This is a genomic window from Natronomonas amylolytica (assembly GCF_037031205.1).
GTDB lineage: Archaea > Halobacteriota > Halobacteria > Halobacteriales > Haloarculaceae > Natronomonas > Natronomonas amylolytica.
This window is the reverse complement of sequence record NZ_JAYEZM010000009.1, coordinates 110,315-133,900: the sequence shown is the minus strand read 5'-3', so window position 1 is coordinate 133,900 and position 23,586 is coordinate 110,315. Positions and strand designations below refer to the sequence as shown.

Genomic DNA, 23,586 nt, shown 5'->3' with positions numbered 1-23,586 from the left:
TTCTCCTCTTCCTAAGGCAATGCCTATTGACATGTGGATTAATTTTACTTTAAGAGTCTGCATCAAGGTTTGGTGGTGAAATAGCGGTATTCGGCCGTTTACGGTGCAGATCTCCAGAAGAGCCGTTCACGACTACAGCGGTGGCGTGTCACGGTTCAGTTCTGATTAGTATGAATCACCGCGACATCGCAGTCGATTCCGTCAATCCGCTCGAATGTGGGTGGTGAGAGCCACCGGGAGGTAGTGCTCCGGTCCGTACTCGCACCGATGACTATCAGATCGTAGTTCTGCGCGCGCTCAGAGAGATATTCATCAATGGTTGCTTGCGCAACGTGTGTCTCACAAGGGCACCGGATCGTCTCCACGAGGCTGGAGAGCATCCGTTCAGTCGGACGGCGTTCGCTCGAGCGCGAGATACACGAGCAAACGCTCACCCGTCCGGTGTCACCTGCAATCCGCCGAGCGGCTCCAAGCATCGTCTGTGCGATGACACCAGCTTTTCTGACGGGCACGAGGACGCGCTCCCAGTGGACTTCTGAGTCCCCCGGTTGATATGCGATAACATCGAAGTCACTCTTGAACAACTCTTGGATGTGCGGTGACGGTCCAACATTTTCGTTCTCAAAAGGTGTGACGATGAGATCACTCCCCTGCTCTACGGCCATGTTCAAGACGGCATCAGCAGATGACTGCTCGGACATTATGGTGCAGATCTCACATGAGGCATTGGTCTCCGTCTCAATACGTTGTTTTGCTGACTGAATGCTATCCGTGTCCCGTTCGTCAATCTCGGAATTAGAATCTGATGTTTTAGGGACCATATCAAGGAGAATAACCCTTCCATCGGGATTGTTCGACGTCAGTCGCGATGCGAACATCGCGGTCACTTCGATCTGGCCATCGACTACTGGAACCAGAACGTCGCTTTTCGCCTCAACCGACCGATTGAAATACTGTTCCCGGTGGTTGTAGAACAAATCTCGCCACCCGGTGAACACGACGGCGACGATGACAGTCGAAACGGCGACTGCGACGACATAGTTCAGCGGGTCTGTCGGAACGACCAGAACCAGTAATGCGGTCGAGAACGCAGACGGTTCCTCTACGTCCAGTGCCCACGTAACAATCGCGGTGAGAAGAACACTCAGCGCAGCACTATCAGGTGCAACGTGAAATTGGCCGAGTTGTACATGATAGAGGAAGGTGGCTGAAAACTGAAGAACCGCTAGTCCACAGACCGCTCCAACAGTCAGTCCCACCACGAACTTCCAAGCCGAAGCATGTTGACCGCGCGGGTCTGAGAACAGTGTATAGGTTCCCGACGCGAGTGGCGGAAAAAGGAAAAACGAGAGTTGATCGATAGAAGTGAGCAGCCAAGTGATTGTTCCGATGAGAAAGGGAACGAAAAGCACGACAGAGACATGAACGATGCTGTTTGTCTGCCGAAGCCAGTGCTTAAGTTCGTGCATCTCTTGGCGTTCGAGACGATGAATACGCCTATGGAGATCTCGATACCGCATCTGCATCCGGTCAAACATTGTTGGCCTGTCGTAGGATATTCATCACCGCAATTCGTCACCCAATCTGTCGACACATCCGAGGGAACAGTCCGTCGGTAGCCACGCTATGAGTACACATTTGGGTTTGACAAACACGCCAGAGTTAATAATTATTTCGGAGTTTTAGATATATATTGTAGTAAAAGACAAGATAAGACAGTGTATTGGCTTCCCAGGGATGTATGACCGGGCCGTTCGAGATAACCCATCAAAAGTGTCGTTCAACCATTTCTCTTCGTCACTTTCTGGGTCAGCAAGTGTTTCAACGAACGTGACGAATGAGTACGGAATGATGACGTGGGGTTCGTTCTTTATCGTCGTTATAGTATACTTGGACTTCTCGCGTTCGAGCGGGTCCGTCTCATCGGGCGTGAATTCGGCACCTTGGTGGTCCTTGAGATAGGATTAGAACGCTTGATAGGTGACGAAATCACCTTGCAAGTCGTCTACGTCGACCCCGTCGCGTTCGAATCGTCCGCGAACGCGCGTGCGGTCGGCACTGCTGACTCCGTCGTTGGTCAACAGCCGGTAGGTGTTCTCAGTTTCGCTTTCTAGATGCTGGATGCTAGCCGAATCGAGAGCCGATTCGAGGAAGTGGCGGTTGAAGCAGTCAGCGAGGTCCCGGAGGCTCCGCCGGTCCTCGTCGGCAGTCCGCAACTGTTCGAGTTCCGCGCCGATCCCTTGCAGATCATACTCCTCGATGAATCCATGTGTGACTTCACGCTCGTCAGAGGCCAGTATCTTTCGTCCGGCCGACGAACGGAAGTGGTGTTCGGTTACCTATTCGGTTTCCTGTAAGATGTCCATGAGCCGACTTTTGCCGAGTTCCTCGATGAGTACGGAGAGTTCGAGAATATTCTCCTCGCCCAATTCCTCGACGAGGGCCTCAATCTCGTCGGCCGTGAACGTGCGGGCGAGACTGACCATCGTTTCTACGACTTCGTCGGTTGGGTCGGCTGCCTCCTTGCTAGACGCTATCGTCAACGGCTGGTTGACAAACTCGCCCTCCTTGTAATAACAGAACCGCAGCTGGTTCTCGGCGGCGTCTTCCGGCGTCACGATCTGAACCCCACCGTGTCCATCCCCCCACTCGTCGATCGTTTGTCCGAGGATTGTTCTATATCGTATCTATCAAACGTTATACGCTTATGTATGTAAGCAATTTGGTGTGGGAAGACCATATAAAATTACAGTAAAAAAGATCACCTACATGCTTCCTGCATATCGCGATCGAGATCAGCGCTCAGACAGCCCATTTTTCGCCTGATACTGGTTTTCAATAGATATTCACAAGCGAAAGTTATCCTTACAAATTTTTTCCGCACGCAACGTCTCGTCAGATGTCACCTGGCGTGACGATCGCGACATCATCCCCGACTTTGCCACGGTCATGTGACGAACGCGGCTATCACATTGACATCCTTCAGCTGTTGTCGAAGTACTTCAGGAAAATCCGATAAAGACGAGTAAGCTGATCACCCCGAACGGCACAAAACCCCCGCAAGGGGTGCGAGCACTAACTCTGTGTCAGATCCAGCACCGCTGATGGCAAACCTAAGACACCCAACTTCAGGATTGACTTGCTTGGCTGACGCCAAGCAGAAGACCCGCGCCTTTAGTTCCGGGAGGAGGTTGTGGATGACTTTAGATCAGTCACGGGAGTGTTACCGACAGCGATCCCGTCCACTCTCGATCTGTCTGACCCAATACGAGATCGACATCCCGACAACCGTCATCGAGGAACTGTTGAAAACCTCGCTGGATATGGGGTGTCGAACTGCAGGCCTGCCAGATGACGATCGACCTGATGGGTTACGTAGAAGACGATTTCTACGACGTGTCACACTTAGCGTGGGGGCCGCCACAGCCTTGCAGCGGATGGAGGACGCCGACATCCAGCTGTTTGTCTGATTCCCTCGGTTGAGTAGCGTCTCTATTGCGAATCTATCTCCTGTCCGATCGGTTCTTCGAAAATCCCGGAGAAGCAAACGACTAATAGACTTTGAGTAGTATTTCCTATACTCTAGACAAGCAAGTTGACGGTGGTTTCGAGGCAACGATTTAGCGAGTGACTGCCGCGTTGAAGGACTAAGGATTCGGAGTTCTCTGTGACATCGACGTCCAAGAGACGTTCAAGAAAAAGCTCCACAAGGAGTACTGGCAGTATTGCATTCTGGTTGCCTGTATCCCGGCGTTGGCCCACGAGGTCTCCAGAGCGAACTGGCGCTTGGGACGCTTATCCCGTGCAACGTAGTCGTCTATGAGACGGACGATGGAGGTGTCAGCGTTAGCGCGGTTGACACCCTGAAACTCCTCTCGATAGTCGATAACGACCTTGATTCAATTGCGGCCGACGTTCGAAGTCGGGTCGAGAACATGCTGGGTACTCTTTGATGGAATACCTTCGACTCAACACTAATCTTCAGGTGTCACCTGCGGTTCGGTTCTGATCAGGGGAAGCCTGTATTGACCAGTTCTTGAATGCACTATATCGACCGAACCGTGTTACATTCAGCAGACGTTGAAACCACCCCATTATCTTAACCAACAAAACTATGGATTAGTGAGCCGTGTTGGTTAACACGAGAGCAGCCGATGTCCTACGAACCCCCAACTCCACCAGCAAGCCTCCCGACGGAGACCGTTAACACGCTCAACGAGTCCACACCAGAGCGTCTTCGGGACGTTGCTCGCTACGCTGAAGACTTGGCTGAACACAAGGAGCGCGAAGAACGGCTCGAGAAGGGGTCAGACGAAGACAAAACCCAAGAGCGCCCAGACGACCTTCCGGATGATGTCCCGTCGAAGGCTACAATTACGATTAAGGAGATCAATAACAATCGTTACTATTACTGGCAATGGAGAGAGGGTGATAAAATCCGGTCACAATATAAGGGCCCAGTCAGCCCCGATGAGTAATCACCGTTAGTTGTTTTCACGCAATCACAGGTTACTCGAGCGGTTAGTCAGACCGCTGGCTGACGAACTCTTATAGGAATTGCAGAGAAACTGTCGTGTACAGGACCGAGACCACCTTATGGCCGCGGATAACTCGGTACTCGGACAATGTCCATATTGTGACGCCGAGATTCCGCCATCGTATTTACTTATTGAGTACGAGACCGGTGCTGGCGAGAAAGCCTGCTTTGCCGAATGTCCAGAATGCCTCGAAGTCGTCGCCCCTGAATGATATTTTCCTCACCGTAAAAGGGGATACTCCCCTCATAGAAAATTAAGTCTGAAATCCAGATTCGGCCAGAACACATCGATAGAGGGGTGTTCAAGGCCAAACGATAAAACTGAACACATCGATAGAGGGGTATATCCCGTCGATAAGCCAGTTCAAAGAGGTGGTAAGTGGCGCAACTGAGAAGAAAATAAGTCTTGAACTCAGATCTCGTGATATCATCCAATCTAAAAGATAGCGTTGATTTACAAATCGATAGGGGGGAGGATTTACCGTTGACTAGAAAATTTGAGTGCAGAGCCCAGATTGTGTTATGATATCATTCAATCGATACACATCGATAGAGGGGTGTCTCCTAAGAGAAAATACCGAAGTTAGTAAAGCTGTCAGGTTTGATTCCGGATTTGAGCCCGTACAACTGATTGAACTTCCTCGGTATCGACCATATCGATTCGAGAGTCTTCGCAAAGCGTCTCCAAAATCGTTTCCGGCCGTTCACCGAACTGAAATTCCAGAAACATCCCAGAACTCGGGCCGTGACTTCGGCGCTCGAAATCCACCAGCGAATACGTCGTCAGTTCCTTCATTTTGTTCACATACGTCTCTTGGTGATACTGGTCTGCATCAATCGTCTCCGTCAGGAACTGATAGACTCGATACCCGGTCGTACTGCGGGCGGAACCGTCGTCCGTTTGTGCAGCAACGGCTGCGGTGGCGTAGAGACAGAGCTTCTTTTGGGTACTGATACCGCGAACGACCTCCAGGACACGGTTCTTCTCAACTTTCTCTTGGGCTTCGCGGACGTGCTCTTCGCGAACGCTTGTATCCCCCTCACGTTCGGCAAGCTCACCGGCGACACGAATCAAGTCTATCGCCTTTCGTGCATCACCATGTGTCTGCGCGGCGAACGCTGCTGCAAGCGGGATGACGTCTTCATCGACGACGCCGTCGTGAAAGGCGTCCTTTCGTCGACGGAGGATTGCTTGTAGCTGATTGGCGTCATAGTCATCGAAGTGAACATCTTCCGGCGTGAACGAACTTAGTGCCCGACTGCCGACGGCCTCCATCATCTTCGCGTCGTTGGAGATAGCGACCACAGAGATATGAGCAGTCAATTCGTCGTTTGCACTAGCTCGCGAAAGCTGATACAGAAGCCGTGAGAATGCAGGTTCCTGCTTATCCCGGCGACCGACGAGCATATCGAGTTCGTCGAGCACGAACACAACAGAATCGAAATGTTCGTTCACAATTCGATAGAGTTCGTCCCACTTTTCTTTCGTCGCGACGCCGTGTTTCGGAACCTCAACCTCGACACCGGCTTGATTAGCTGCCTGCTTCGTTAGTTCGTAGACTGCGACGCCGAGCGTATCGAGGTCTTGGCAGTTGACCTCAATTGTTCCAAAGCTGATGTCACGAGTCTCACAGAGTTGGCTAATATTGTTACAAACTGCCTTCGTGATGAGCGACTTACCCGTCCCGGATGGACCATAGAGAAAGAGATTCGGAGGTCGGTTGTCACCAAGCGCAACACGGAGCATCTTGGTGACTTCTTGAAGCTGTTCGTCGCGACCGACGATTCGATCTTCTTCAACGACGTAATTTGGATCTAGTAGAGACCGGTCGCGAATCAGCCCCTCCTGTTCGTCGAATTCCAGCAACATATCTTCAATCGACTGAGAGGAGTCGTTGGAATCGGGGTAGGACGGTGACGAGTCGTCTGAAACCGAGACCGCCGATTGCTCCGAGCTCGATTCTGAGTCAGTCGAACCTGACGATAGGTCCGTTTGAGTTGTAGTCTCGTCCTCCGGTGTTCTCACGTTACTTGGAGAACCATCGGAGTCGTCAGTACCCATACGAAGCCCCATACAGCCAGGTACCATAAAGATTCCCCACCCCTATCGAAGTGTATTCCCGGCCCTCAGCACTTATATTCCCCTATATGCGAATATTCAAGTGGAGATGTTTGTGGATAGCTCTAACGCCTGACGAAGTGTTCAGCAAGTTCATGATACAGACTAATCGCGCGTACCTCCGTCTTCAGGTGGGGAAGGAGGTCGGTGGAGACACACCCCTCTATCGATGTGTTCGATAGCTCGAAGGAGAGGGGGTCGAATTCCAAGCACACACGAAACGAATCCACGAGAGATTAGCTATATCACGTGATTTCTAGAAGAAGAGATGATAACATGAGGAACACGTTCTTCACTAGCTGATTAAAACGTCGTCGGCTTCCCCTTCTTCTTCTAGCTTTCTAGAATACACACTCACACACCCCTCTATCGATGTGTTCGATGTATTTGTTTGACCCATGGTTGCGTTCCTTTCCAACCGACAAATTCTTTCCTCAGTAATGTCCTCGTCTCCCGTCAAATATAGCGGTTTCAGAGGCTCTAATTAAGAATGTCAGATGATCCAATCCTTGTTTACTCTCGATCGTTACTCGTACCCTTCCTTTCTGACTAGATAGAACACATCGATAGAGGGGTGTCTGTCTCCTCGAATCCCTGTTTCTGTTTTGCTATTATATGCACTATCATTCAAACATATCGATAGAGGGGTGTCCCCTCCTTCCTTCTCGCCATTCGTGACGTCTGTCGACCAAGTCGCCACCGGGTTTAACCAACAAACTCCCTCGTAGCGTCCTTTGTTGGTTAACGCTCTGTCCGACTCGTGAACGCCGCTAGCCCTAAATCTCGGGTCTCGGCAAGTTCCTGACGAATTTCCGAACGGTCCCATCCTAACGGAGCGAGAACGCTTTCGACGGCCCGAACGAGTTCCTTCTCGTAATATGATGAATCGTAGGATTCGATTTCTTCGTGAGCCAATACGACCCGTCCTCACGATGTTTTCTCATCGTCGACGACCACGTATTCAATGTCCTGCCCCGGATGTACGGCGAGGCTCTGATCACGAGCACGCTGTAAGGCTGCCACATTCTGCGTGCTTTGAGTGTATTCTTCGAGTGGCTTGGAAATACGGTTCCGTTCGACGAGCTTTTCGACTGGTACTGTTCCGGCGTGAAGCCGGTCGATTGCGTTCTGGAGACACCCGAGGACTGCCTCTGACGATCGGGTCGAATCGAATTGTTCGAGACAGTATCGCTGGACCTCTTCGATAAAAGCCGGTGTCGACCGCTGTCGGGATTCAATACCTCGAATTTTGAACTCGTCGTTGCCAGCGACCTTCCCGAAGTACTTCGTCAGCGCGCCGGCGTCACTCTCGCGCTGCGGGACGAATGCCACCCAGTCGTAGTGGGCTTCGTGTTCGAGGCGTATCTCAACGATTTCCGTTATTTTCGTCGTGAGCGTCTCGAGGTTTTCGCGGTCTTTGTCATCGACGTCAGGATTGGGTGTCACTCAAATCGAATCGATAATGCCGTGAACAACCCGCCACCCACCGGCTTCTAATCGTTGTTTTGCCGTCAACAGAATCTCGCGAGCGAACGCGTTAATTGCCTCGTGGCACTCGATTCGGCCGAACTTCGTGTTGCTAAATCCTTGATACCCGAAGCAGGCAACGAGGATCCACTTCAGCGCTCCCGACCGCCCATCGAGTTCCGCCAGTCGGTCCTTGTCGGGTTCGTCCCCGATTCTTCTCGCGACGGATGGCTGTTGATCTCGTCGCGGGCGTCGATGATCGGTTGTAGCACATCGACGAGGTAACCCCGGTCGTCGCAGATCGAGTACCTGAGGCCGGGGACGTCGTCGCGGTCGCTGTGGCAGTCACACCGGATGACGTCCGGTGAGACGTTCCGGGTACAGATGATGTTCGGGTAGAGGCTCGAAAAGTCCAGTTCGTGGACGTTCTCGTGGAGGCCAACCTCAGGGGCGAAGATGAATCCACCGCGGTCGGCGTCGTGGAGCGTCCCCATCGACTTGTAAAATTCGTGGCGCCAGGAGTTCCACGGGACGAGGACGCCGCGGTCGTGGGCCTCGGTGATCTGGATCGCGGTGAGGACGTTCCCGATCGACGCCCAGGCAAGCTCCTGGACCGGTTTCTTCGAGCGCGACACGAGATCGAGGACGCCGTCGAGGTTCGTCTCTCCATAGAAGAACGTGTTCGACTCGTCGATAATCGCCCGGCCGGGCACGTTGTACCGCGCCGGCGAGTGGCCGACGCGACCGTAGCTCGAGTACGTCGACCGGCTCGCAAGCTGCTGGTAGTCGACATCTGACCACCGACTCAGCGAGAAGTCGTCGACGCCGGCGTCCGTCGCCATCTCGTACAGCGTCGGGACGATCTCGCTGGTTGAGCAGACCAGGACGTCCGGATCGTGCGCTTCGAGTGCCCCTTGGACGGCGGTCAGGATATCCGTCGGCGAGCCGGTGACGGTGTCGCCGGCGACGGACAGTTTCTCGTAGACGTCGTTGCTCGTTTCGGTCACCGGAATACTGAGCCGGAGCGTCGACAGCTCGCTCGTCGGCGTCGGATCGGCGCCGGTCTCCAGACAGTACCGGAACTCTCGCGAAAAGTCCACGTTGAAACAGGCGAGGTCCCCGACTGGATAGTCCGACAGCTGGCGCGCTTGCCGGGCGAGTGGAGTGACGCGATCGATGTGGGCAACGTCGACTGCGAGAACGGCCTCCTCGTCTCGTCGAAAGCCGGGGCGTCGCGCAACCAGTTCGGTCGCGACGACATCCGGGTGCTGGTCGTACACCGATTGGAGCGTCGTGAGGTCGATGTCGGACGCTGGGTCGCGAGCGGCGACGTAGAAGCGTGGGGTGTAGTCATCGCGCTCGGTCGCGACGGCGCCGTCGGCGGTTGCCTCCCACTCCAGGACGCGGCCGTCGTCCAGAAAGTCGATACTGAACGGCATCGTCACGGGTTCGAGTCCGGTGGGGCACTCTCTTGATCATCGCGTGCTGCGACCGCGGCTTCGAGCTCCTCGAGACGCTCTTCGTGGTCGTCGAGGCGGGCCTCCTGTTCGAGATCGATGCTGAGCAGCGCCGGCAGCAGCGGATTTTGGTGGTTCAACAGCCCGCTCGCGTCGGCGTGGTCGCGGGCGTACTCGAACAGCTGGTCAAATCGTGGCTGGTCGCGACGCCGCAGTGCCCGGCGGAACTCTGCCCACCGCTCTTCGATGGCCCGGAGCGCATCCCGGTACGTCGGGTTTGTGCGCCCCATCGCTATCGGCCTCCTGTCCCGGTCGCGGTCCACGCATCGAGCAAGGGGTCCGCAGTGGCCGCCACCGTCTCACCGTCAGCTGTGACGCCTGTCCCGACACCCTCCGGGGTCGGCGTCGACGGCGTCGACGTTGTCGGTTCCACGCCGACCTGCGTGGCGCGTGCCGCGAGCAGCTGCCGCCAGTACGCGAACGTCGTCTGGTAGTACGCGCCGTCGTCGACGGGATAGACGAGCGTCTCGAAGTCCTCGCCGACGACCCGTGGCCCCATCCGGGTTTGCTCACACTCCAGGTGGTGGTGGGCGACCGTCGCGATTGATTCGGTGAATTCGTTTCGTTCGTTTCGCGTAACGAGCACCGGGATGTCGTACCCATCGGCGTAGGTCGCCAACCGGGCGAGAGTTCGGGCCTGGAGGGTTTTTGCGTGGATCTCGCCAAGGGTATCGTCGGCGCGGTACTGGGTGTCGACGGCCGGCGCGACGATGAGGGAGGGGGTGTGGGGCGACGTGTTCTCGTCACGACTTGGCGCCCCTCGACCGGCCGTCCCGTCATCGGCGGTGGACGTCTGAATTACCTTATTCACCGCTGACGGGAGATCACAGACGGCGCCGTAGTGCTGGTAGGCGGTAAATCCGCGTGCTACGTGGATTCGGTTGAGTAGCCGTTGACTGGGCGCGATCTGGGCGAGTGTCGTCGTCGTCGCGTGACCATTTGCGTCGACCCAGAAGGCGGGCCCGTTGTGCAGGAGGAGATGGTCGAGTACGAGCGACTGCAGGATCGGGACGCCGCGGCCTCCCTCGACGTCGAGCAGCGTGATACCATCGTCGAGCTGCGGCAGCAGCATTTCGTCCGTAGCCGGATCGGCCTGGTCAGCGAGGGACCGATTGCGGTCAGCCCCCCGTGTCGGCTGGTCCACCGCCAAGCGATTCGACGTTGAGTGTTCTCCCATACTCGACTAGTTGTCTACGTTCCCGATAAGCCGCGGTGTGGCGCTTCCGCGTTTCAAGGAAGGGCTGGAAGGTATGTAGAACTGGACTCAGGCAACGGATTTCTGCCATCGTTCGACCGTTTCCGAGAACGTTTCCAGAGAGGAAGACGGCCAGCATCGTCGGATTAACCAACAATCCGACGGGATCACAGCTCAACTGTTGGTTAAGACTCTCTGAACCTATGATGATATCGCTCTCACGGAATTCTGCTGACGGCCCCGCATATCCCCCGAGCCTACGATCTGATGTGATCGACGATTGTTCTCAGCGCGGTTACATCGTCGTTATTGTACTGTTTGAGTCGATCCCAGTCTGGTTCTTCGCCATCGAGGAGGTATCGCGTGTACTTGCTCCCCACCACAAATCCATCGACGGTTGGGTCTCGATATTCAAACCCGAGTGCATTCGCTACGACGTCCAATTTATGCCGATTGAATGGCCCGAAGAGTTCCTGTTGGGCAGTTATCCCGAGGTCATGTGCTCGCTGCAGATGGTCGATTCCCTCAGTGATGCCGTGTTCGTCGAATCTTCGACTTAGACACTGTTCGTCGAAGTAGTTCCCTCCGTAGTAGATGATTGGCTTGGTGCCATGTTCATTAAGGTACTCAGACAGCTCCTGAAGGAGTGCTGACTCGTCGTCCGGATCGAAGAATTGTCGGTACGTATCGTTCTGGTAGCTGTAGGTGCCGACCAGCCAGATCCGATCCTGCTGAAGATCCGTTTCAATGTCCAAGAGGAGAGGCTCCGTATCGTGAAGGTCGTCGAAGGCGGACTCGTTTAGAATCACGACCTCATCGTTTTCGAAAGCCTGTCGATGAGCAATCCACCGGTCCACGTGCCATGACGAGGCTCCTGGGAGGGCTTCGAGTTCGGTACGCCGTTCTTCGGTAATCTCATCTGGGCTAGTGATCCCTAACTCACTGAACTGTTCCACTCGGTTTCTCCCGACCTGGACGAGATCAGTCAGCCGGACTGCGATATCGATCCGAGCTTTCCGAATAAAACGAAAGAGTGGAGGCCTGAGTTACCTGAGCTATTTGAAACGGAGTATTCGGAGTATTGTGAGTGGATTTCGGGTGGCCCTAACCCGAGTTATGAAGAGTTGTTTGTGAAAGATACGGTCGATGGTGTGGATGGGCCTTGGGTATTGCTTGATGGGACGATTCGACAAGCTTCCTCGGATGCACTTAGGATATTTACCTTCTTGAGAGGGGTTCTAATCTCTGAGGAAGATGTTTCTGGGTTGAAACAGCAACTGCGAGAAACTGAGTACCCAGGAAATAGAAACATTCCAGATACGCCAGAAGATTACTACACATACGCCGGTGAAATCCCATGGTCTGATCGGTACGGCCCCTATTTCCGTGAAGACGATGGTTCAGCAAAAAGAAACGTAGAGCAAGCTTTTGGCTCTCACAGAGGTAGTAGCAACGGCGTGGAGGTAGAGGTCCCAGTACACGTCTTTGCCTGGGAGTCCCATCACAGCCAGTTAAATCAAGTAAGTGGGATGAGGTTCCCTGCACCTGCGCTGTGTGAACATCTAGATTTGGTTAATCATAATGATACATTCGACTTATTTGATTTAAATGGAAACAGGGCTACGATCTATAGAGAATTCCAATGCGATAACGCACGGTACGATTCTTGGCTACTGTATCTTCGTAAGGACTTGCTAGAAAAGTATCTTGAGGAGACCGAGCAGACAATTGCTCTGCTTCCTTGGGGTGAACGCACTTTGGATCATCAAAAACTTCAGGCGAGATCTGATGAATTATCTGAGCTACATAACAACTATGAGCACATCAATAAGGAGGTTTTCTCATATCACGAAATCATCGGTAATTAGTGAGCAGTAATGAGCAGAAACCCGGCTACCCACCTGCTGACTGTGTACATCTAATTTACCGCCGATTCTCAACCAGAGGTGCGAACAAACATCGGCAGCTTCTGCACCTATCCCCTATATTCAGCAAGCCGGTTGTGAAAGTTCGGTAGATTTCAGCAGACACACTCCTCTCAGTATGTCGAAAATTATACTGCGGACTAGAATCAAGTCCTTCTGAACTCCCGTCGAGCAATTTTCGGCGGCTAACACGGCCGGAATCGAGGGAATAGAGGGTATTTCACGATTCGAGGTGCCGAGCCGAAGAGCCTCGAGAGATATACAACAGGGGAAGCAGCGGTTCCCGGGTATCCAGATACGTCCGAAATTACCTTCGTTATCCCGTCGTCGAGCAATTTTTGAGGTTAAAGTATCATCCCGGAACTCGTCGAGGTACTTTTTACAGCCTCAAATCGGCCCGACGGGGTTCTTCTGCATTTTGAGCGCGTTATTTCGCCTTGCATATCGCGGTTTTTGTCCAAAGAAAGAGGCGATATGCAGTGTGCGAAGGCCGCCGGCTCTCTCAGGCCGAGGGGCCATCTGTGGAGTCCTGACTTTCGGAATGTATCAATTTGAAAGCACAGTCTCGTGTACTGAGTCACCGTGGCGATCGTCGTCCCAACGACCAGCCTGATGTATCCGGTTTGCCTCCTTGAGAGTCCTGTCTGTGAGTTCGTCTCATGGGTCCCTGATGTTGATGACGGCGGCGCGCGTCCCGTAGGATATGGACTGTCCTGCGTGCGGTGGCCCGGTCACGCTCGAGGTCGGGCCGGACCAACCGCCGTCGACGTCACTGTCCGACGCGGTTCTCGATGCTGCTGAAGACGAGCGTCTCGACGTCGTCCGGACGTGCTGGGACTGTGGGTGGCAAGAGGAGCGCCGGCTCCGCGTCGAGGCAATCGATACGACCGCCGGCGATGCAGACGCGATCGAGCGGGCCGGCCTTCTCGAGGAGATTACCGATGAACTCGCGGCCATCGAGGATCTCGGGACGCTGGAGGACACGCTCGCGGAGGTACGTCGACGGCGACGACTGGAGCCAGCGGCGGAAGACACGAACGAGAACGTGACGGAGAAGTAGTGATGGCCGACTCTGAGCCCCTCTATGACGTTCGTGAGCGAACCGGGAACCCGGAGCATCCATCGGTTGATGACGTCGTCAACCCCGTCCTCGAGCGGGCGGAGAGCCCACGAGGGGATCATCAAGATGCCCACCTGGACGAAGCGATGGCGACTGTCGTCGACAGATATGGCTCGGAGACTGTCCGGACTATTATCCATCGGACTCTCGTTGAGGAGTATCCGTTTCGAACTGCGACGGCGGACCTCGACGTCGACAATGTCGACGGCGTCCGAATCGGGACAACGGCTGTCCAGGTTCTTGAAGAGATGAACGCGCGACAGGATGATTCCTGATTTCACCCCTCGATGTGCAAGCTGTGTGCAGACGCCGAAACGGTTATCACTCTATGTGCAAGATATGCACATAGGATGAGTTCGAGTGACGAGCCGCGACGCGTTCACTTCCAGTCCCCGGAGTATCTCGTCGACCGGCTTGACGCGATTGCTGACCTCTTCGATAAGGATCGGACGGACCTGCTTGTCGAGGCCATCCGTGAATATATCGAGGAGACCGCCGACAGCGAGACGTTCCAAGAGCTGGTCGCGACGAAGTACTACGACGACCAGCTGGAGTTCGAGACCGTCAAGCAGCTGGTCGGCGCCGAAACTGCTCAGCGGCTGCGGCTGCTCAAGGCGGACCTCGACGACGAGCCACTCGATCTCGCGGCCCCTGAGGACGTCGACGTCTACGATGGCGACGCGACGGCGGTCGACACCGCAGCCGACGACGAGCGATGAGTGAGCAGCGACTTCGGACGATCGTCGCTGACACGAGCGCACTGGTCAGTCTAGCCGTCCCGCGGGCCGACGACACGTACGATACTGCCACCGAGCCCGACCCGCTCCAGTATCTGCTCACCTCCTGTGACGTGTTCGTGCCCCCGGAGGTTGTCGCCGAACTTCAGGATCTTACCCAGTATCAGGATATCCACGGCGCCGCAGCGACGAACGTGCTCGCAGCTCGTGACTTCTACGCCGTCGAGGATCCCTACGAGCGTACCGAAACCCCGGACTCGCGGCCGACGTTCGGTCTCGACGACGGCGAAACCGACGGGATCGTTCTCGCGAATGCACGTGACGTCGACGGCTTTCTTACCGATGAGTTCGGCGGGACGAACTTCCCGCTCATCCACGCGGTGCTACAGGGACCGCGGATCGTGCCGACACCGCGGCTCATCAGTGAGTACGCCCGGAACGGCCATCTAACCGACGAAGCGGCGAGGACGCTGCTTTCCGTGATTAGTCCGAATCGAAGCTGGGATACCAGTCCGTACGTTGCCCAAGTTCGAGACCGTCTTGAGGAGTAGTTCAGTTGCGTGGGCCGGAGGTTGTTGTACTACCCTGCGGTTTAGCTATTCCTATAGAAATACCTATAGTCAATATCAGGAGGAGTTATTCTCTCTCTTTGTCTACCACATCCTCAATTTCGTCCCAGTCGATATCTCGGTCAATCAACCATCTAAACGCTTCCAGGGCTGCGCGACCATCCTCAGTAAGGGTAAGGATCTTATTGCGACCCTGTTTTGATTCGGCGATGTAGCCTCGCTGTTTAAGCGGCTCAACAATATGAGCATCTAACAGCCGGTATTTGCCTTTTCCAGCGACGTTTCGCGAAATGTAGTCCAGGTTCAGGTGTTCGCTGAAATGGATCACATCTCCTTTCGTTGGAGGCCCCTCTCGTTCGGTAACACGTTCAATGAATTGCATCACATCTACTTGCTCCGAATCGGGTGCATCAATCGGATAAGTCGGTAACTCAGTCGTCTCCCGAATATCGTCAGGATCATCCTCGTAATCACGAGCTCGCACATAGTATGGCGTACATTCCAAAACCATTGAGGCGATCATCCCAGCAATCGCTGTAACCTTGCTGCCGGTTGAAACATTTACGTAGATTTCGTCGCTTTGGTGTTCGGAGATGGATTCAGCAATCGTCCCCATTGAGGAATAGAGGTCAAAGATATCGCATTCTTTCGGTTCCATCTCGATTCCACGGTCTTCAAGCGCATTGATAGCTGCTTGTAGATGTTCGTCGCCCTCGTCGCCTTCTTGGTCTTCCTCGTGTCCAATCAGCACGACTTTATCAGCACGGAATTCTTCGGCTGGTTGAACGAGACGTTCGTACTCGTATCCAACCGGCATAATGTGGACTCGGTCAGGAACGTTCAGCCCCATAGATGGCATTACTACTGTGCTACACAAAAAGTTATGCTACTACCATACTATCGGACTATTCGGTACGATAGTACGGAAGTACGGATAAGGTTTTTATGTGCGACTAACGTACCAACGGAAAACGTCGGGGACCCCGACCTAATAGAACGATACGACGACAGAATGATGCCCTCCATGAGTGCTGCCAGGCAGGCATGGAGGACAGTGTTCGGCTCGCCCATCAGCCACCCTTTCGCTCCGCCGTCAAGGGGTTTGGGGCCCTTACGGTGGGTGGGGTATTGGGCTTGGCCTGGATTTTGGCGGCCCTAATGATATACCTTACCCTTCGCTTAGGCGGCGAGCATCTGAGGTATGAGTTCGACTTCGGACACTCCATCCGACGACACAGAACACACACCGTGGGATGAACTCACCACGGCACGACAGCGAGTTGCAAAGACGATCGCCCACGTCCATGGGCCACAGACGTTCGAGCGTCCCGCGCTCCGCGACGACGTAGAGGACGCAGACGACGTTGAGGAGGCCATCGACGACAAGGAGCGAGTACTCACTTCTCTCAAGTATACTCGCCTCCTGAACGACCTCGTCGACGACGGCTATCTCGTACTGGAGTACCAGGGTGGGCGAAACCCGATCATCCTGGATGTCGAGTACGACGCAGACCGTGACACCAGAAGTGCGGCCCCGTTCGGAGACACCAGCGCGCTGCATACGCTGGTAGCCCAGGTCTGCGACCGCGAAGGAATCACTCGAGACCTCCTCGAGGAAGTCGACAACCCGTACGACTTCAACGAGGTCAAGGCGAAAGTGAACGAGGTCGTCGGTCGAACTGTTCTTCAACCGTACTCTGACCCCAGCAAGTATCGCTTCACGCAGGAGGCGTACGCTGTGGTGTTCGAGAAGGTCGAAGACGCAAAGGACGACGACGAGTAGGGCCTACGCCCTACTGTTGAGACAGCTGCGTCGATAGACTCTCGTATGTGGTTTTGAGTCCGGCAGCAACCGATTAGGAAAGCCCTCGGCCGCTCGACGCCCCGCGACCCACGCTGCGCGCCTCGTGGCTGCGGTGCTTGCGGGGTCGGGGGACGACCGAGGCGGCCTCGCCCTTTCTGAGTCCGCCAGGTAGTGGCCTGCTTACTCATCGACGACATCGGCTGTCCGGTGTGTCTCCAACGGCTCGCGCCGCTCGCCGCTGCCGCCCTCCGCGTCGCTCGCGACCGACCATTCCGGGCGTGCGGGCGCTCTCCGCACCGCCCGCGCCCGTTCCGGGCTAAAATGAATCTGGTCTCGACGCCAGCGGGAAAGCGCGGGGGGTTGCGCGGCGTGGCTGCTCACCCCCCACGCTTTCTCCGCTGGCCGCTCGCTCCGGGCGGGTCGGCGCGCGGCGCTGGTTGTGTCCCTCCGTGCGGGCGCGCTCTCGCTCGCGCCCAGGAGGGCGCTCGCGAAGGCGCGAGCGAGAGCGCGCAGACGGCTCTGTCGGTCGTGACGTCGAGGAAACCCCGTGCTGGAACACGGGGAGTCGGGCGCTGTGGTGAGCGCCTTCGGGAAACTGCAATGACGAGTAACAACGCGAGCGAAAAGACGGTTTCGGACGTACAGAGTACGACCACCGAGGAAGGCGGTCACGAGCCGACGGTCGAACACGAGCCGTCGGGCCGGTCGGCCTGTCCCGAGTGTGAGGGCCAGGTGATCACCGAAGACGAGCAGTCATTCTGCACGGACTGTGGGCTGATCGTCGCCGACGAGTGGGTGGACCTGAGCCCGACGCTGAACGACTTGGGCCTGGTCGGGGACGCTGACCAGAGCATCGAGACGGTGGACCCGCTCCGGACGGACAAGGGCCTGCACACGAAGATCGGGCGGAACACCGACGGTCGCGGTAGTCCCCTGAGCAACGAGCAGTGGGAGAAGGTCCAGCGCCTCCGGAAGTGGCACAAGCGGATGCAGTTCGGCGAGAAGCGCAAGCGAACGAAGCGGCTCAACGAGGGGCTGCGGGACGTCGAGATGATCGGCGGCAACCTGAGCTTGCCGGACCACGTCATCAAGCAGGCAGCGCAACATCTCCGGAGTGCCTCGGAAGCGCGGTTGCCGGGCGGGCGGATGGCCTGGGAGGCACTCGCCGGCGGCGCCGTCCTCCTAGCCGCGCGGGCCTCATCGGTCGACCGGGACGAGATCGATGTCGCGGTCGCGACGCACACCAAAGCGCCCCACGAGCGGGTGTGCGCTGCGGCGCGGAAGATCCGGTGTGAATGCGGGTTCGACGCGCCACTCATCAGGCCCAACGCCGTGATGGAGGTCGTCGACGCCCTCGATGACGACGCCATCCCCGGGGCGCGAGCCGTGCGGACGTGGCGACTGGCTCAACACCTGATGAAACTCGGCGACCAGGTGCCGGTCGGGCCGGGGACGCCACGGTGTACCGTCGCGGCGTCGGGGCTGTACGCGGCGGATCGGCTGCTGTCGCGCAAGCACCTCACGCAAGCGCAGGTTGCCGCGGCGGCGAGCACGATCGTGCCGACGTCCCGTAACCGGATCGCGCGGTACAGTCGGGAGCTCGTCGACGCCTACGAAGCCGAACACGGCACCGACGACCCGGGTGTCGGCCTCGAGGAGGAACGGGACACCCTGCGCTGAGCGGGGCGCTCCCCCGTTTTTTTAGTGGCGACCACCGCCCGTGGACGCCCCGCCGCCCCACCCACCGCTCCGTGCTCGCTCCCTGCGGTCGCTGCGCGCGCAGCCACAACCTCGCTTGCAGCCGTGTCATACACCTCTCGGGACTTCTGTTGATCCTTTAGAAGAGGGTTCGTTCGGGGGACGAATCCGAAAGCTGCAGTGTATCCACTAGCCGGGTTGCCGGCAGGGAGAGGGGAGTGTGGGGGAAACGGGCCCTCGCCCGATTAACGACCTTCTTGCCCCACTTGGCCGCTTTTGATTTGATGCTGTACTTCTCGTTCAGCCTCGCCGCAATCTTGTGCATCATCTGTTTCGTAATGTAGATGAACACCTCCTCGACGCCGCCCGTGACCGCCACCTTGCCCAGTTTCAATAGCGCCTTCCCAACCGGCTGGGAGTCAAACCCATTCCCCTCCGGGGATTTGAACCCCGACTATCTCCCCTGAAGGCGGACACGGGTATGTCTACGTTAGACGTCCACAATAATCGAAGTTATGGTCGGTCTGAGAGGGGCATACCGACTATTTCACCGTCGGCTCTCTCTACTCGAGCTGATTCCAACAGGGACGCTCTCGACGGTCCTATGATCTCTGTAGGTTTGTCGTACCCACGAGGAGCGGAGTGAGAAACAAATGAAGGCTGTTCCATCATATACCGTCGATAGAGAAACCGCAGCGACGCTCCGCGAATGGCTGTTCGAGAACGCTGTCGAGAAACACGGCGAGTCCGAGATCTCCGAGCCACTCGCTGAACTGGCGGCTGCCATCGACGGCGTGCTCTACGAGGAAGCGGAGGCCGTCGAACTCGGTGCGTGGGCACAGACAGTTTCTCCCAGTCACCGAGATGCATCACACGTCGATGGGAGCCCAGTCGGTGAATCCCGATCAGATGACGCACGCGAACCAGCCGAGCCTGATACTCTCGAGAGCATCAGCAGGCCAAATCGCATCTACGATACGCTTCCCGATTCGGCCTGGCAGCTCGATCACGATCAGTCCACGACGAACGGGGAGCGACCGCCGACAGCAGCGTCTCACGGCAAGGCGACACCGGCAGCGAACCCCCGTACACGACGGCAACAGCACCGTCCGTCAGTCCGGTATCGCACCGCGTACAAGTGCTCCGTGTGCAGCAGCGTTCGCGAGTTAGAAACCACGCTTCGAGTCTGTGCGTTCGTCGACGAGTGTTCCAGCTGCGGAGCGGTCGCTCGCTTTACTGCAGACGGAATCCCCACGCCGCTCAGCGAGAGCTAATTACAGCATGTTCATCAATAGTTACTGATCAACAAGATTCGGTCGTTTAATCTGGTTGGTTAGTATTATTCAGTATGTATCTCTCTCGCTCTCGAAATCCCCCATTTCAAAAATCAAATCCCAAAGCTCCTGTGTACCACGATCACGGCGTTCCCAAGGGAGGCCGAATCCTTCCATAATCAGAGTTAAACAGCGGAGCAATGCAGAAAATTCAGATCCCTCCTCGTGATATAGGATTCGCGTTCCTGTTCGAGGAATCTCAACAACGTCTTCGTATGATATCGGTGGGCCAAACTCCTCAATAAGATCACTGAACCACTCGCTTTCGAACATCAGTACTGTCCGGTTTCCGTTTCTGATGCGGGCTTTGAAATGCAATTCTCGTGTCGCATTATCCATCCAGCTGTATTCATCCAGTAGATTCAGATAGGAGTTCAAAAGGACGAACGTGTTGAGAAGGAGAGTCCCACCATCAAGAAATCGGATATAATCGACATTACCATCAACAGATTGATCGAGGGCTGACCATGCTCCGTATGCTGGTTCAGGAAATGAGAGCTTAGGAACAGCAAGAAGTGCTTTTAAGCCCCCATCATCGAAGAATTTGACCGTTTCAGGTGCGCTCGCTGTATCTATTCGGCCACTATCCTCTTCCTGGAACCATTGTTGAGCTACCACCGCGTCACTACTTGAACGATAAGCAGCGTAGGTCCGCCCCATCCCAAGTGATCCTTCGGCAGTTTCTTCATCAGTCTCCACATCGTCGAACTCTGGTAGAACTAATTCAGATTGCTCAAGAATTGATTTGAAACCCTCAATATCATCCAGCACCTCAGCACAGATCGGGTCCCCCAGTGTAGAGGGCACCCCATATATCTCAAGGAATGGCCAGCCATCGGCCTGATGTTCTGTTTCCCCTGATTGTCCTCGGGTTAGAGTTATATCTGGATGACAAAATTGTTGTACTCGTTCGTTCCACTCATTTCTTCGTTCATACAGTTTGTCGAGGGTCCAGCGATCCGTTTCAGGCGAGATCGGGTCACTCCCCTCGCCTGTACGTGTATAGATTTTCCCGCTGCTGTGTATGTGGGGTGCGTTATGACTTTCGGGAACTTCAATCAGAACGATCACGTAATCATCGTAATCCGGTCGCCGTATCACCCGACTGGTGAAATTCGGTGATGGGTTTAGGTGATCCCGTACAATATTTCGTATGGTCTCTTTTGGATTGGGATATTCCTCAACATTAACCCCGATCTGTCCCGAGGCTATATTTGTGAGATCTTCTTCAGCAAGGCCAATAAGGAAATATCCACCGTGAGTATTTGCAAATGAAGCAATAACCTTTGCAATACTCTGAGAATCGGGAAACCTCCGCTTGTATTCAATATAGGTGCCTTCGGACACGTTCTCTTCTGAAAGGCGATCTAAATCCTCCAATTCGACATCCTTCAGAGGCTTTCCAAATGGGTCGAAATCGATCATAATGTCACTCTATGCCAAGTACAGATAGACCTTCGGCTGAGTCTCCCCTTCCCGCCCTAATCCATCAAATTCTGGATAACGTGCCCTCAGGGTGGCCGGAGATCGCGCCACCGAACATCCGTTTTTGTCCCGTCGTTCAGCTGAACACGGTACAGCACGGCGTCGCGATCATCACCCGTGACGGCGCCGACGTCGTCCTCTAAGATAGCGATGATCTCGCCGTGGCGCCCGTGGAGCCGGTTATAGTCCGGGTCCGTCTCATCAGGAATATCGATTCGGACGCGATCACCCACCTCGAACTGGTAGTCTGTCATTCTCGCTCCCGGAGGTACTCCGTTCGTTCGTGGACGTCTTCCTCGAACTCGACGAGCCACTCCTCAAATGGTGTGTCTTCCTCTTCAGTACTAAGGAACCGTTCAATGAACCCCTCCTCTGCATCTGTCGACGCCGGGTTGACGGTCCTGACCGAGATGTTTTGCCCCTCCGGCTGTTCGCCCGCCTTCAGGAGTTCGAATGCCCTATCGACGATGGCCGGATCATAGTCCAGTCGGAGACGTCCGAGATTATTCGTCCACATCCCGAGGCGGCCGTCCTCGAGCTGGTCAACGCGATACGCGAGTTGAAGCGTCGTCATACAGCACAGCGTTGCCAGATCGTCGATCCCAGCATCAGCAGCGCACTGCGTGATCCGATTCCAGCCGTCATCGATTGACCCCTCCACAAATGGATACTCCTCTTCTGAGACGCGATACCGCAGAACTGTCTCTGTGAAGCTGGCGTATTCGCGCCAAACGTGTCGAAGTGGCTTAGCTTCATCAGGAAGCGTCCACTTCCTCTCCTCTGTTGGGGAAATCCAATTGATGTCCTGATCTTGTACACCAGGACCGTACCGGTTGACAAGAGCCTCGAATATTTCGACGATTTCTCGGCTGTAGTAGTCTCCAACGACGTGGTAGGTCACGTTCGAATCCGGTCGGCGTCGCAAGAGGAGCTTCATTTGGAAATTCAGTGGATGGAAGACCGCTCGAAATGTCGAATAATCGGCGTTGCTTGCTGTGCCTTTCGTCAGTTCGAGCAGTGAATCTTTGACCGGGCTTCGAAGGCGGTTCCCCTCCCACGTCAAGGGGGCCGCATCGAACGCGTCTCCGAGTCCCTCAGCAGCGTCCTCGGCGACGTCAGTAAAGCCGTGGTCGAGCCCGTCGAGAGCGACCGCTTCGACATCGTCGACTGCGTCCGAAACCAGGTCGTATTGCTCGTGGGTGTATGCCTGCTCCAAGATCGGCGGGACATACTCCGTGAGGACCTCAGTCGAAACAACCGATGCGTACTGTGCGGCGTCTTCCTCGGTGTGCTCGCTTTCAAGGTATTCGAACGTCCGGATGAGAACCGTCCGAAGTCCGTCGATCCCCTGTTCTGCGGTTTGGTATTCGCCCAGCTCAATCGCCCGAGCAATCGTTCGGAACAGTGGCCGAATCGGATGGACCTCAATTTCGGTGAATTCCGTTGCGGTGGCTGGAAGGTATTCGTCCGGTGCGAGTTCCCGTTCGACCAACACCGAGATGAGATCGTCGGGCGAGCTGCGCTGGATCATCAGCTGGATGAATTGGTAGAGCGCAAACGTAGAGACAGCAGCAAGCGCAAACGCGATTCCGACGACTGCGTTCAGTAGGCGGCTGTTCTGTATCGGGAGCAGATAGACGACCAGCAGGTTGAACGCAATGGCACCAACGAAGAGCGCGAACGTCGTACGGAACAACGGCTCCTTGATGAACAGAGAGGTGAGGCGGGCCGAATATCGCGTCACAACGAGTTGTAGGGCGACGACGGTCACAGAGAACACGATTGCCAGAACGGAGGCTTCTGCCGTCGCTAACGTCGTCAATAGCGCCCTGATATTCTCGGTCTGAACAGCCGGGTTGAGCAGTGTGGTCAGCGTCGCGACCACCGCAACCGTAGCGAGCGTGAGGAGAGTGTATCGAACTATGAGTAGGTGAGTCCACTCCGGAAGTACCCCTCGCCAGTTGCGGGCATTCATAAACTCGTTCTTACCCTGGCCTGCTCACTGTCACTACATAATTCTGTCAATCTTAGCACGGCCGCCCTCTATCATCGAATTTGAAAGTCTCAGTGGGGTGAAGG

At 55.5% G+C, this 23,586-nt stretch carries 22 protein-coding genes and 3 pseudogenes; 12 read left to right on the top strand and 13 right to left on the bottom strand.

What is annotated here, in order from left to right:
• Positions 1-155: 155 nt before the first annotated feature.
• From U5914_RS13690 to U5914_RS13680, 3 genes are all read right to left on the bottom strand, one after another.
• Positions 156-1,469: an HPP family protein gene (locus U5914_RS13690; protein ID WP_336136310.1), complete on the bottom strand. Its 1,314-nt coding sequence runs from the start codon at positions 1,467-1,469 to the stop codon at positions 156-158.
• A 495-nt stretch (positions 1,470-1,964) separates the two neighbouring features.
• Positions 1,965-2,261 (bottom strand): rod-determining factor RdfA, encoded by a 297-nt coding sequence (gene rdfA / locus U5914_RS13685; protein ID WP_336136335.1) that lies wholly within the window; start codon positions 2,259-2,261, stop codon positions 1,965-1,967.
• A 78-nt stretch (positions 2,262-2,339) separates the two neighbouring features.
• Positions 2,340-2,672: a DUF8109 family protein gene (locus tag U5914_RS13680; protein ID WP_472802069.1), complete on the bottom strand. Its 333-nt coding sequence runs from the start codon at positions 2,670-2,672 to the stop codon at positions 2,340-2,342.
• A gap of 612 nt (positions 2,673-3,284) precedes the next feature.
• Between U5914_RS13680 and U5914_RS13675 the strand changes: the two are divergent.
• The 4 genes and pseudogenes from U5914_RS13675 to U5914_RS16950 form a co-directional block, all read left to right on the top strand.
• Positions 3,285-3,470 (top strand): annotated as a pseudogene (locus tag U5914_RS13675) (DsrE/DsrF/DrsH-like family protein); the annotation flags it as partial.
• A 202-nt stretch (positions 3,471-3,672) separates the two neighbouring features.
• Positions 3,673-3,953, top strand: a pseudogene (locus U5914_RS13670) (DUF302 domain-containing protein).
• 201 nt (positions 3,954-4,154) lie between these two features.
• Positions 4,155-4,478, top strand: a complete 324-nt coding sequence (locus U5914_RS13665; RefSeq protein WP_336136307.1) for a DUF6788 family protein — start codon at positions 4,155-4,157, stop codon at positions 4,476-4,478.
• A gap of 118 nt (positions 4,479-4,596) precedes the next feature.
• Positions 4,597-4,749, top strand: coding sequence for a DUF7837 family putative zinc-binding protein (locus U5914_RS16950; RefSeq protein ID WP_472802068.1), 153 nt, complete (start codon positions 4,597-4,599; stop codon positions 4,747-4,749).
• Positions 4,750-5,132: 383 nt separating this feature from the next.
• On the opposite strand, the gene U5914_RS13660 is transcribed toward U5914_RS16950, so the two are convergent.
• The 5 genes and pseudogenes from U5914_RS13660 to U5914_RS13640 form a co-directional block, all read right to left on the bottom strand.
• Positions 5,133-6,599, bottom strand: coding sequence for an orc1/cdc6 family replication initiation protein (locus tag U5914_RS13660; protein ID WP_336136306.1), 1,467 nt, complete (start codon positions 6,597-6,599; stop codon positions 5,133-5,135).
• A 798-nt stretch (positions 6,600-7,397) separates the two neighbouring features.
• A pseudogene (locus U5914_RS13655) lies at positions 7,398-9,562 on the bottom strand (type B DNA-directed DNA polymerase).
• Between the two features lie 2 nt (positions 9,563-9,564).
• Positions 9,565-9,870, bottom strand: coding sequence for a DUF8156 family protein (locus tag U5914_RS13650; protein WP_336136305.1), 306 nt, complete (start codon positions 9,868-9,870; stop codon positions 9,565-9,567).
• 2 nt (positions 9,871-9,872) lie between these two features.
• Positions 9,873-10,817, bottom strand: a complete 945-nt coding sequence (locus tag U5914_RS13645) for a hypothetical protein (protein WP_418766767.1) — start codon at positions 10,815-10,817, stop codon at positions 9,873-9,875.
• 275 nt (positions 10,818-11,092) lie between these two features.
• Entirely contained in the window at positions 11,093-11,791 is a 699-nt protein-coding gene (locus tag U5914_RS13640) for a ribonuclease H-like domain-containing protein (protein ID WP_336136303.1), read from the bottom strand.
• A gap of 174 nt (positions 11,792-11,965) precedes the next feature.
• On the opposite strand from U5914_RS13640, the gene U5914_RS13635 reads away from it, so the two are divergent.
• The 5 genes from U5914_RS13635 (at position 11,966) to U5914_RS13615 (ending at position 15,168) form a co-directional block, all read left to right on the top strand.
• Positions 11,966-12,703, top strand: coding sequence for a hypothetical protein (locus tag U5914_RS13635; protein WP_336136302.1), 738 nt, complete (start codon positions 11,966-11,968; stop codon positions 12,701-12,703).
• 760 nt (positions 12,704-13,463) lie between these two features.
• Complete coding sequence (locus U5914_RS13630; RefSeq protein WP_336136301.1) at positions 13,464-13,820, top strand: DUF8105 family protein; 357 nt, start codon at positions 13,464-13,466, stop codon at positions 13,818-13,820.
• Positions 13,821-13,822: 2 nt separating this feature from the next.
• Positions 13,823-14,155: a DUF8158 family protein gene (locus U5914_RS13625; RefSeq protein ID WP_336136300.1), complete on the top strand. Its 333-nt coding sequence runs from the start codon at positions 13,823-13,825 to the stop codon at positions 14,153-14,155.
• 75 nt (positions 14,156-14,230) lie between these two features.
• The gene (locus tag U5914_RS13620) at positions 14,231-14,599 is read left to right on the top strand and encodes a hypothetical protein (RefSeq protein WP_336136299.1); all 369 of its coding nucleotides are present in this window, start codon (positions 14,231-14,233) and stop codon (positions 14,597-14,599) included.
• Positions 14,596-15,168, top strand: coding sequence for a hypothetical protein (locus U5914_RS13615; protein ID WP_336136298.1), 573 nt, complete (start codon positions 14,596-14,598; stop codon positions 15,166-15,168). The genes U5914_RS13620 and U5914_RS13615 overlap by 4 nt, the downstream gene beginning before the upstream one ends.
• 85 nt (positions 15,169-15,253) lie before the next feature.
• Here the strand turns inward: U5914_RS13615 and U5914_RS13610 are convergent, their stop codons facing one another.
• Positions 15,254-16,036 (bottom strand): HFX_2341 family transcriptional regulator domain-containing protein, encoded by a 783-nt coding sequence (locus U5914_RS13610; RefSeq protein ID WP_336136297.1) that lies wholly within the window; start codon positions 16,034-16,036, stop codon positions 15,254-15,256.
• 351 nt (positions 16,037-16,387) lie between these two features.
• Here U5914_RS13610 and U5914_RS13605 point away from each other — a divergent pair, with 351 nt between their 5' ends.
• Both U5914_RS13605 and U5914_RS13600 read left to right on the top strand, forming a co-directional pair.
• A complete protein-coding gene (locus U5914_RS13605) occupies positions 16,388-16,969 on the top strand; it encodes a hypothetical protein (protein WP_222609067.1) in 582 nt (193 codons plus the stop codon).
• A 621-nt stretch (positions 16,970-17,590) separates the two neighbouring features.
• Entirely contained in the window at positions 17,591-18,670 is a 1,080-nt protein-coding gene (locus tag U5914_RS13600) for a transcription initiation factor IIB (RefSeq protein WP_336136296.1), read from the top strand.
• Positions 18,671-18,827: 157 nt separating this feature from the next.
• On the opposite strand, the gene U5914_RS13595 is transcribed toward U5914_RS13600, so the two are convergent.
• Entirely contained in the window at positions 18,828-19,082 is a 255-nt protein-coding gene (locus U5914_RS13595; protein ID WP_336136295.1) for a hypothetical protein, read from the bottom strand.
• A gap of 259 nt (positions 19,083-19,341) precedes the next feature.
• On the opposite strand from U5914_RS13595, the gene U5914_RS13590 reads away from it, so the two are divergent.
• Positions 19,342-19,962 carry a hypothetical protein gene (locus U5914_RS13590; RefSeq protein WP_336136294.1) on the top strand — a complete coding sequence of 207 codons (621 nt, stop codon included), beginning with the start codon at positions 19,342-19,344 and terminating at the stop codon, positions 19,960-19,962.
• Positions 19,963-20,031: 69 nt separating this feature from the next.
• Here the strand turns inward: U5914_RS13590 and U5914_RS13585 are convergent, their stop codons facing one another.
• The 3 genes from U5914_RS13585 to U5914_RS13575 all read right to left on the bottom strand — a co-directional run bounded on the left by U5914_RS13585 (position 20,032) and on the right by U5914_RS13575 (position 23,482).
• Positions 20,032-21,447, bottom strand: coding sequence for an AlbA family DNA-binding domain-containing protein (locus tag U5914_RS13585; RefSeq protein ID WP_336136293.1), 1,416 nt, complete (start codon positions 21,445-21,447; stop codon positions 20,032-20,034).
• Between the two features lie 86 nt (positions 21,448-21,533).
• Complete coding sequence (locus U5914_RS13580) at positions 21,534-21,761, bottom strand: DUF8139 family protein (RefSeq protein WP_336136292.1); 228 nt, start codon at positions 21,759-21,761, stop codon at positions 21,534-21,536.
• Positions 21,758-23,482 carry a DUF2254 family protein gene (locus U5914_RS13575; protein WP_336136291.1) on the bottom strand — a complete coding sequence of 575 codons (1,725 nt, stop codon included), beginning with the start codon at positions 23,480-23,482 and terminating at the stop codon, positions 21,758-21,760. The genes U5914_RS13580 and U5914_RS13575 overlap by 4 nt, the downstream gene beginning before the upstream one ends.
• Between the last annotated feature and the right edge of the window lie 104 nt (positions 23,483-23,586).

Bases quoted from the DNA above. Each gene is read 5' to 3' on its own strand.
- U5914_RS13690 (WP_336136310.1), bottom strand. From the start codon at position 1,469: ATGCACGAACTTAAGCACTGGCTTCGGCAGACAAACAGCATCGTTCAT.
- U5914_RS13665 (WP_336136307.1), top strand. From the start codon at position 4,155: ATGTCCTACGAACCCCCAACTCCACCAGCAAGCCTCCCGACGGAGACC.
- U5914_RS16950 (WP_472802068.1), top strand. From the start codon at position 4,597: ATGGCCGCGGATAACTCGGTACTCGGACAATGTCCATATTGTGACGCC.
- U5914_RS13660 (WP_336136306.1), bottom strand. From the start codon at position 6,599: ATGGGTACTGACGACTCCGATGGTTCTCCAAGTAACGTGAGAACACCG.
- U5914_RS13650 (WP_336136305.1), bottom strand. From the start codon at position 9,870: ATGGGGCGCACAAACCCGACGTACCGGGATGCGCTCCGGGCCATCGAA.
- U5914_RS13645 (WP_418766767.1), bottom strand. From the start codon at position 10,817: ATGGGAGAACACTCAACGTCGAATCGCTTGGCGGTGGACCAGCCGACA.
- U5914_RS13630 (WP_336136301.1), top strand. From the start codon at position 13,464: ATGGACTGTCCTGCGTGCGGTGGCCCGGTCACGCTCGAGGTCGGGCCG.
- U5914_RS13625 (WP_336136300.1), top strand. From the start codon at position 13,823: ATGGCCGACTCTGAGCCCCTCTATGACGTTCGTGAGCGAACCGGGAAC.
- U5914_RS13620 (WP_336136299.1), top strand. From the start codon at position 14,231: ATGAGTTCGAGTGACGAGCCGCGACGCGTTCACTTCCAGTCCCCGGAG.
- U5914_RS13615 (WP_336136298.1), top strand. From the start codon at position 14,596: ATGAGTGAGCAGCGACTTCGGACGATCGTCGCTGACACGAGCGCACTG.
- U5914_RS13610 (WP_336136297.1), bottom strand. From the start codon at position 16,036: ATGGGGCTGAACGTTCCTGACCGAGTCCACATTATGCCGGTTGGATAC.
- U5914_RS13605 (WP_222609067.1), top strand. From the start codon at position 16,388: ATGAGTTCGACTTCGGACACTCCATCCGACGACACAGAACACACACCG.
- U5914_RS13600 (WP_336136296.1), top strand. From the start codon at position 17,591: ATGACGAGTAACAACGCGAGCGAAAAGACGGTTTCGGACGTACAGAGT.
- U5914_RS13590 (WP_336136294.1), top strand. From the start codon at position 19,342: ATGAAGGCTGTTCCATCATATACCGTCGATAGAGAAACCGCAGCGACG.
- U5914_RS13585 (WP_336136293.1), bottom strand. From the start codon at position 21,447: ATGATCGATTTCGACCCATTTGGAAAGCCTCTGAAGGATGTCGAATTG.
- U5914_RS13580 (WP_336136292.1), bottom strand. From the start codon at position 21,761: ATGACAGACTACCAGTTCGAGGTGGGTGATCGCGTCCGAATCGATATT.
- U5914_RS13575 (WP_336136291.1), bottom strand. From the start codon at position 23,482: ATGAATGCCCGCAACTGGCGAGGGGTACTTCCGGAGTGGACTCACCTA.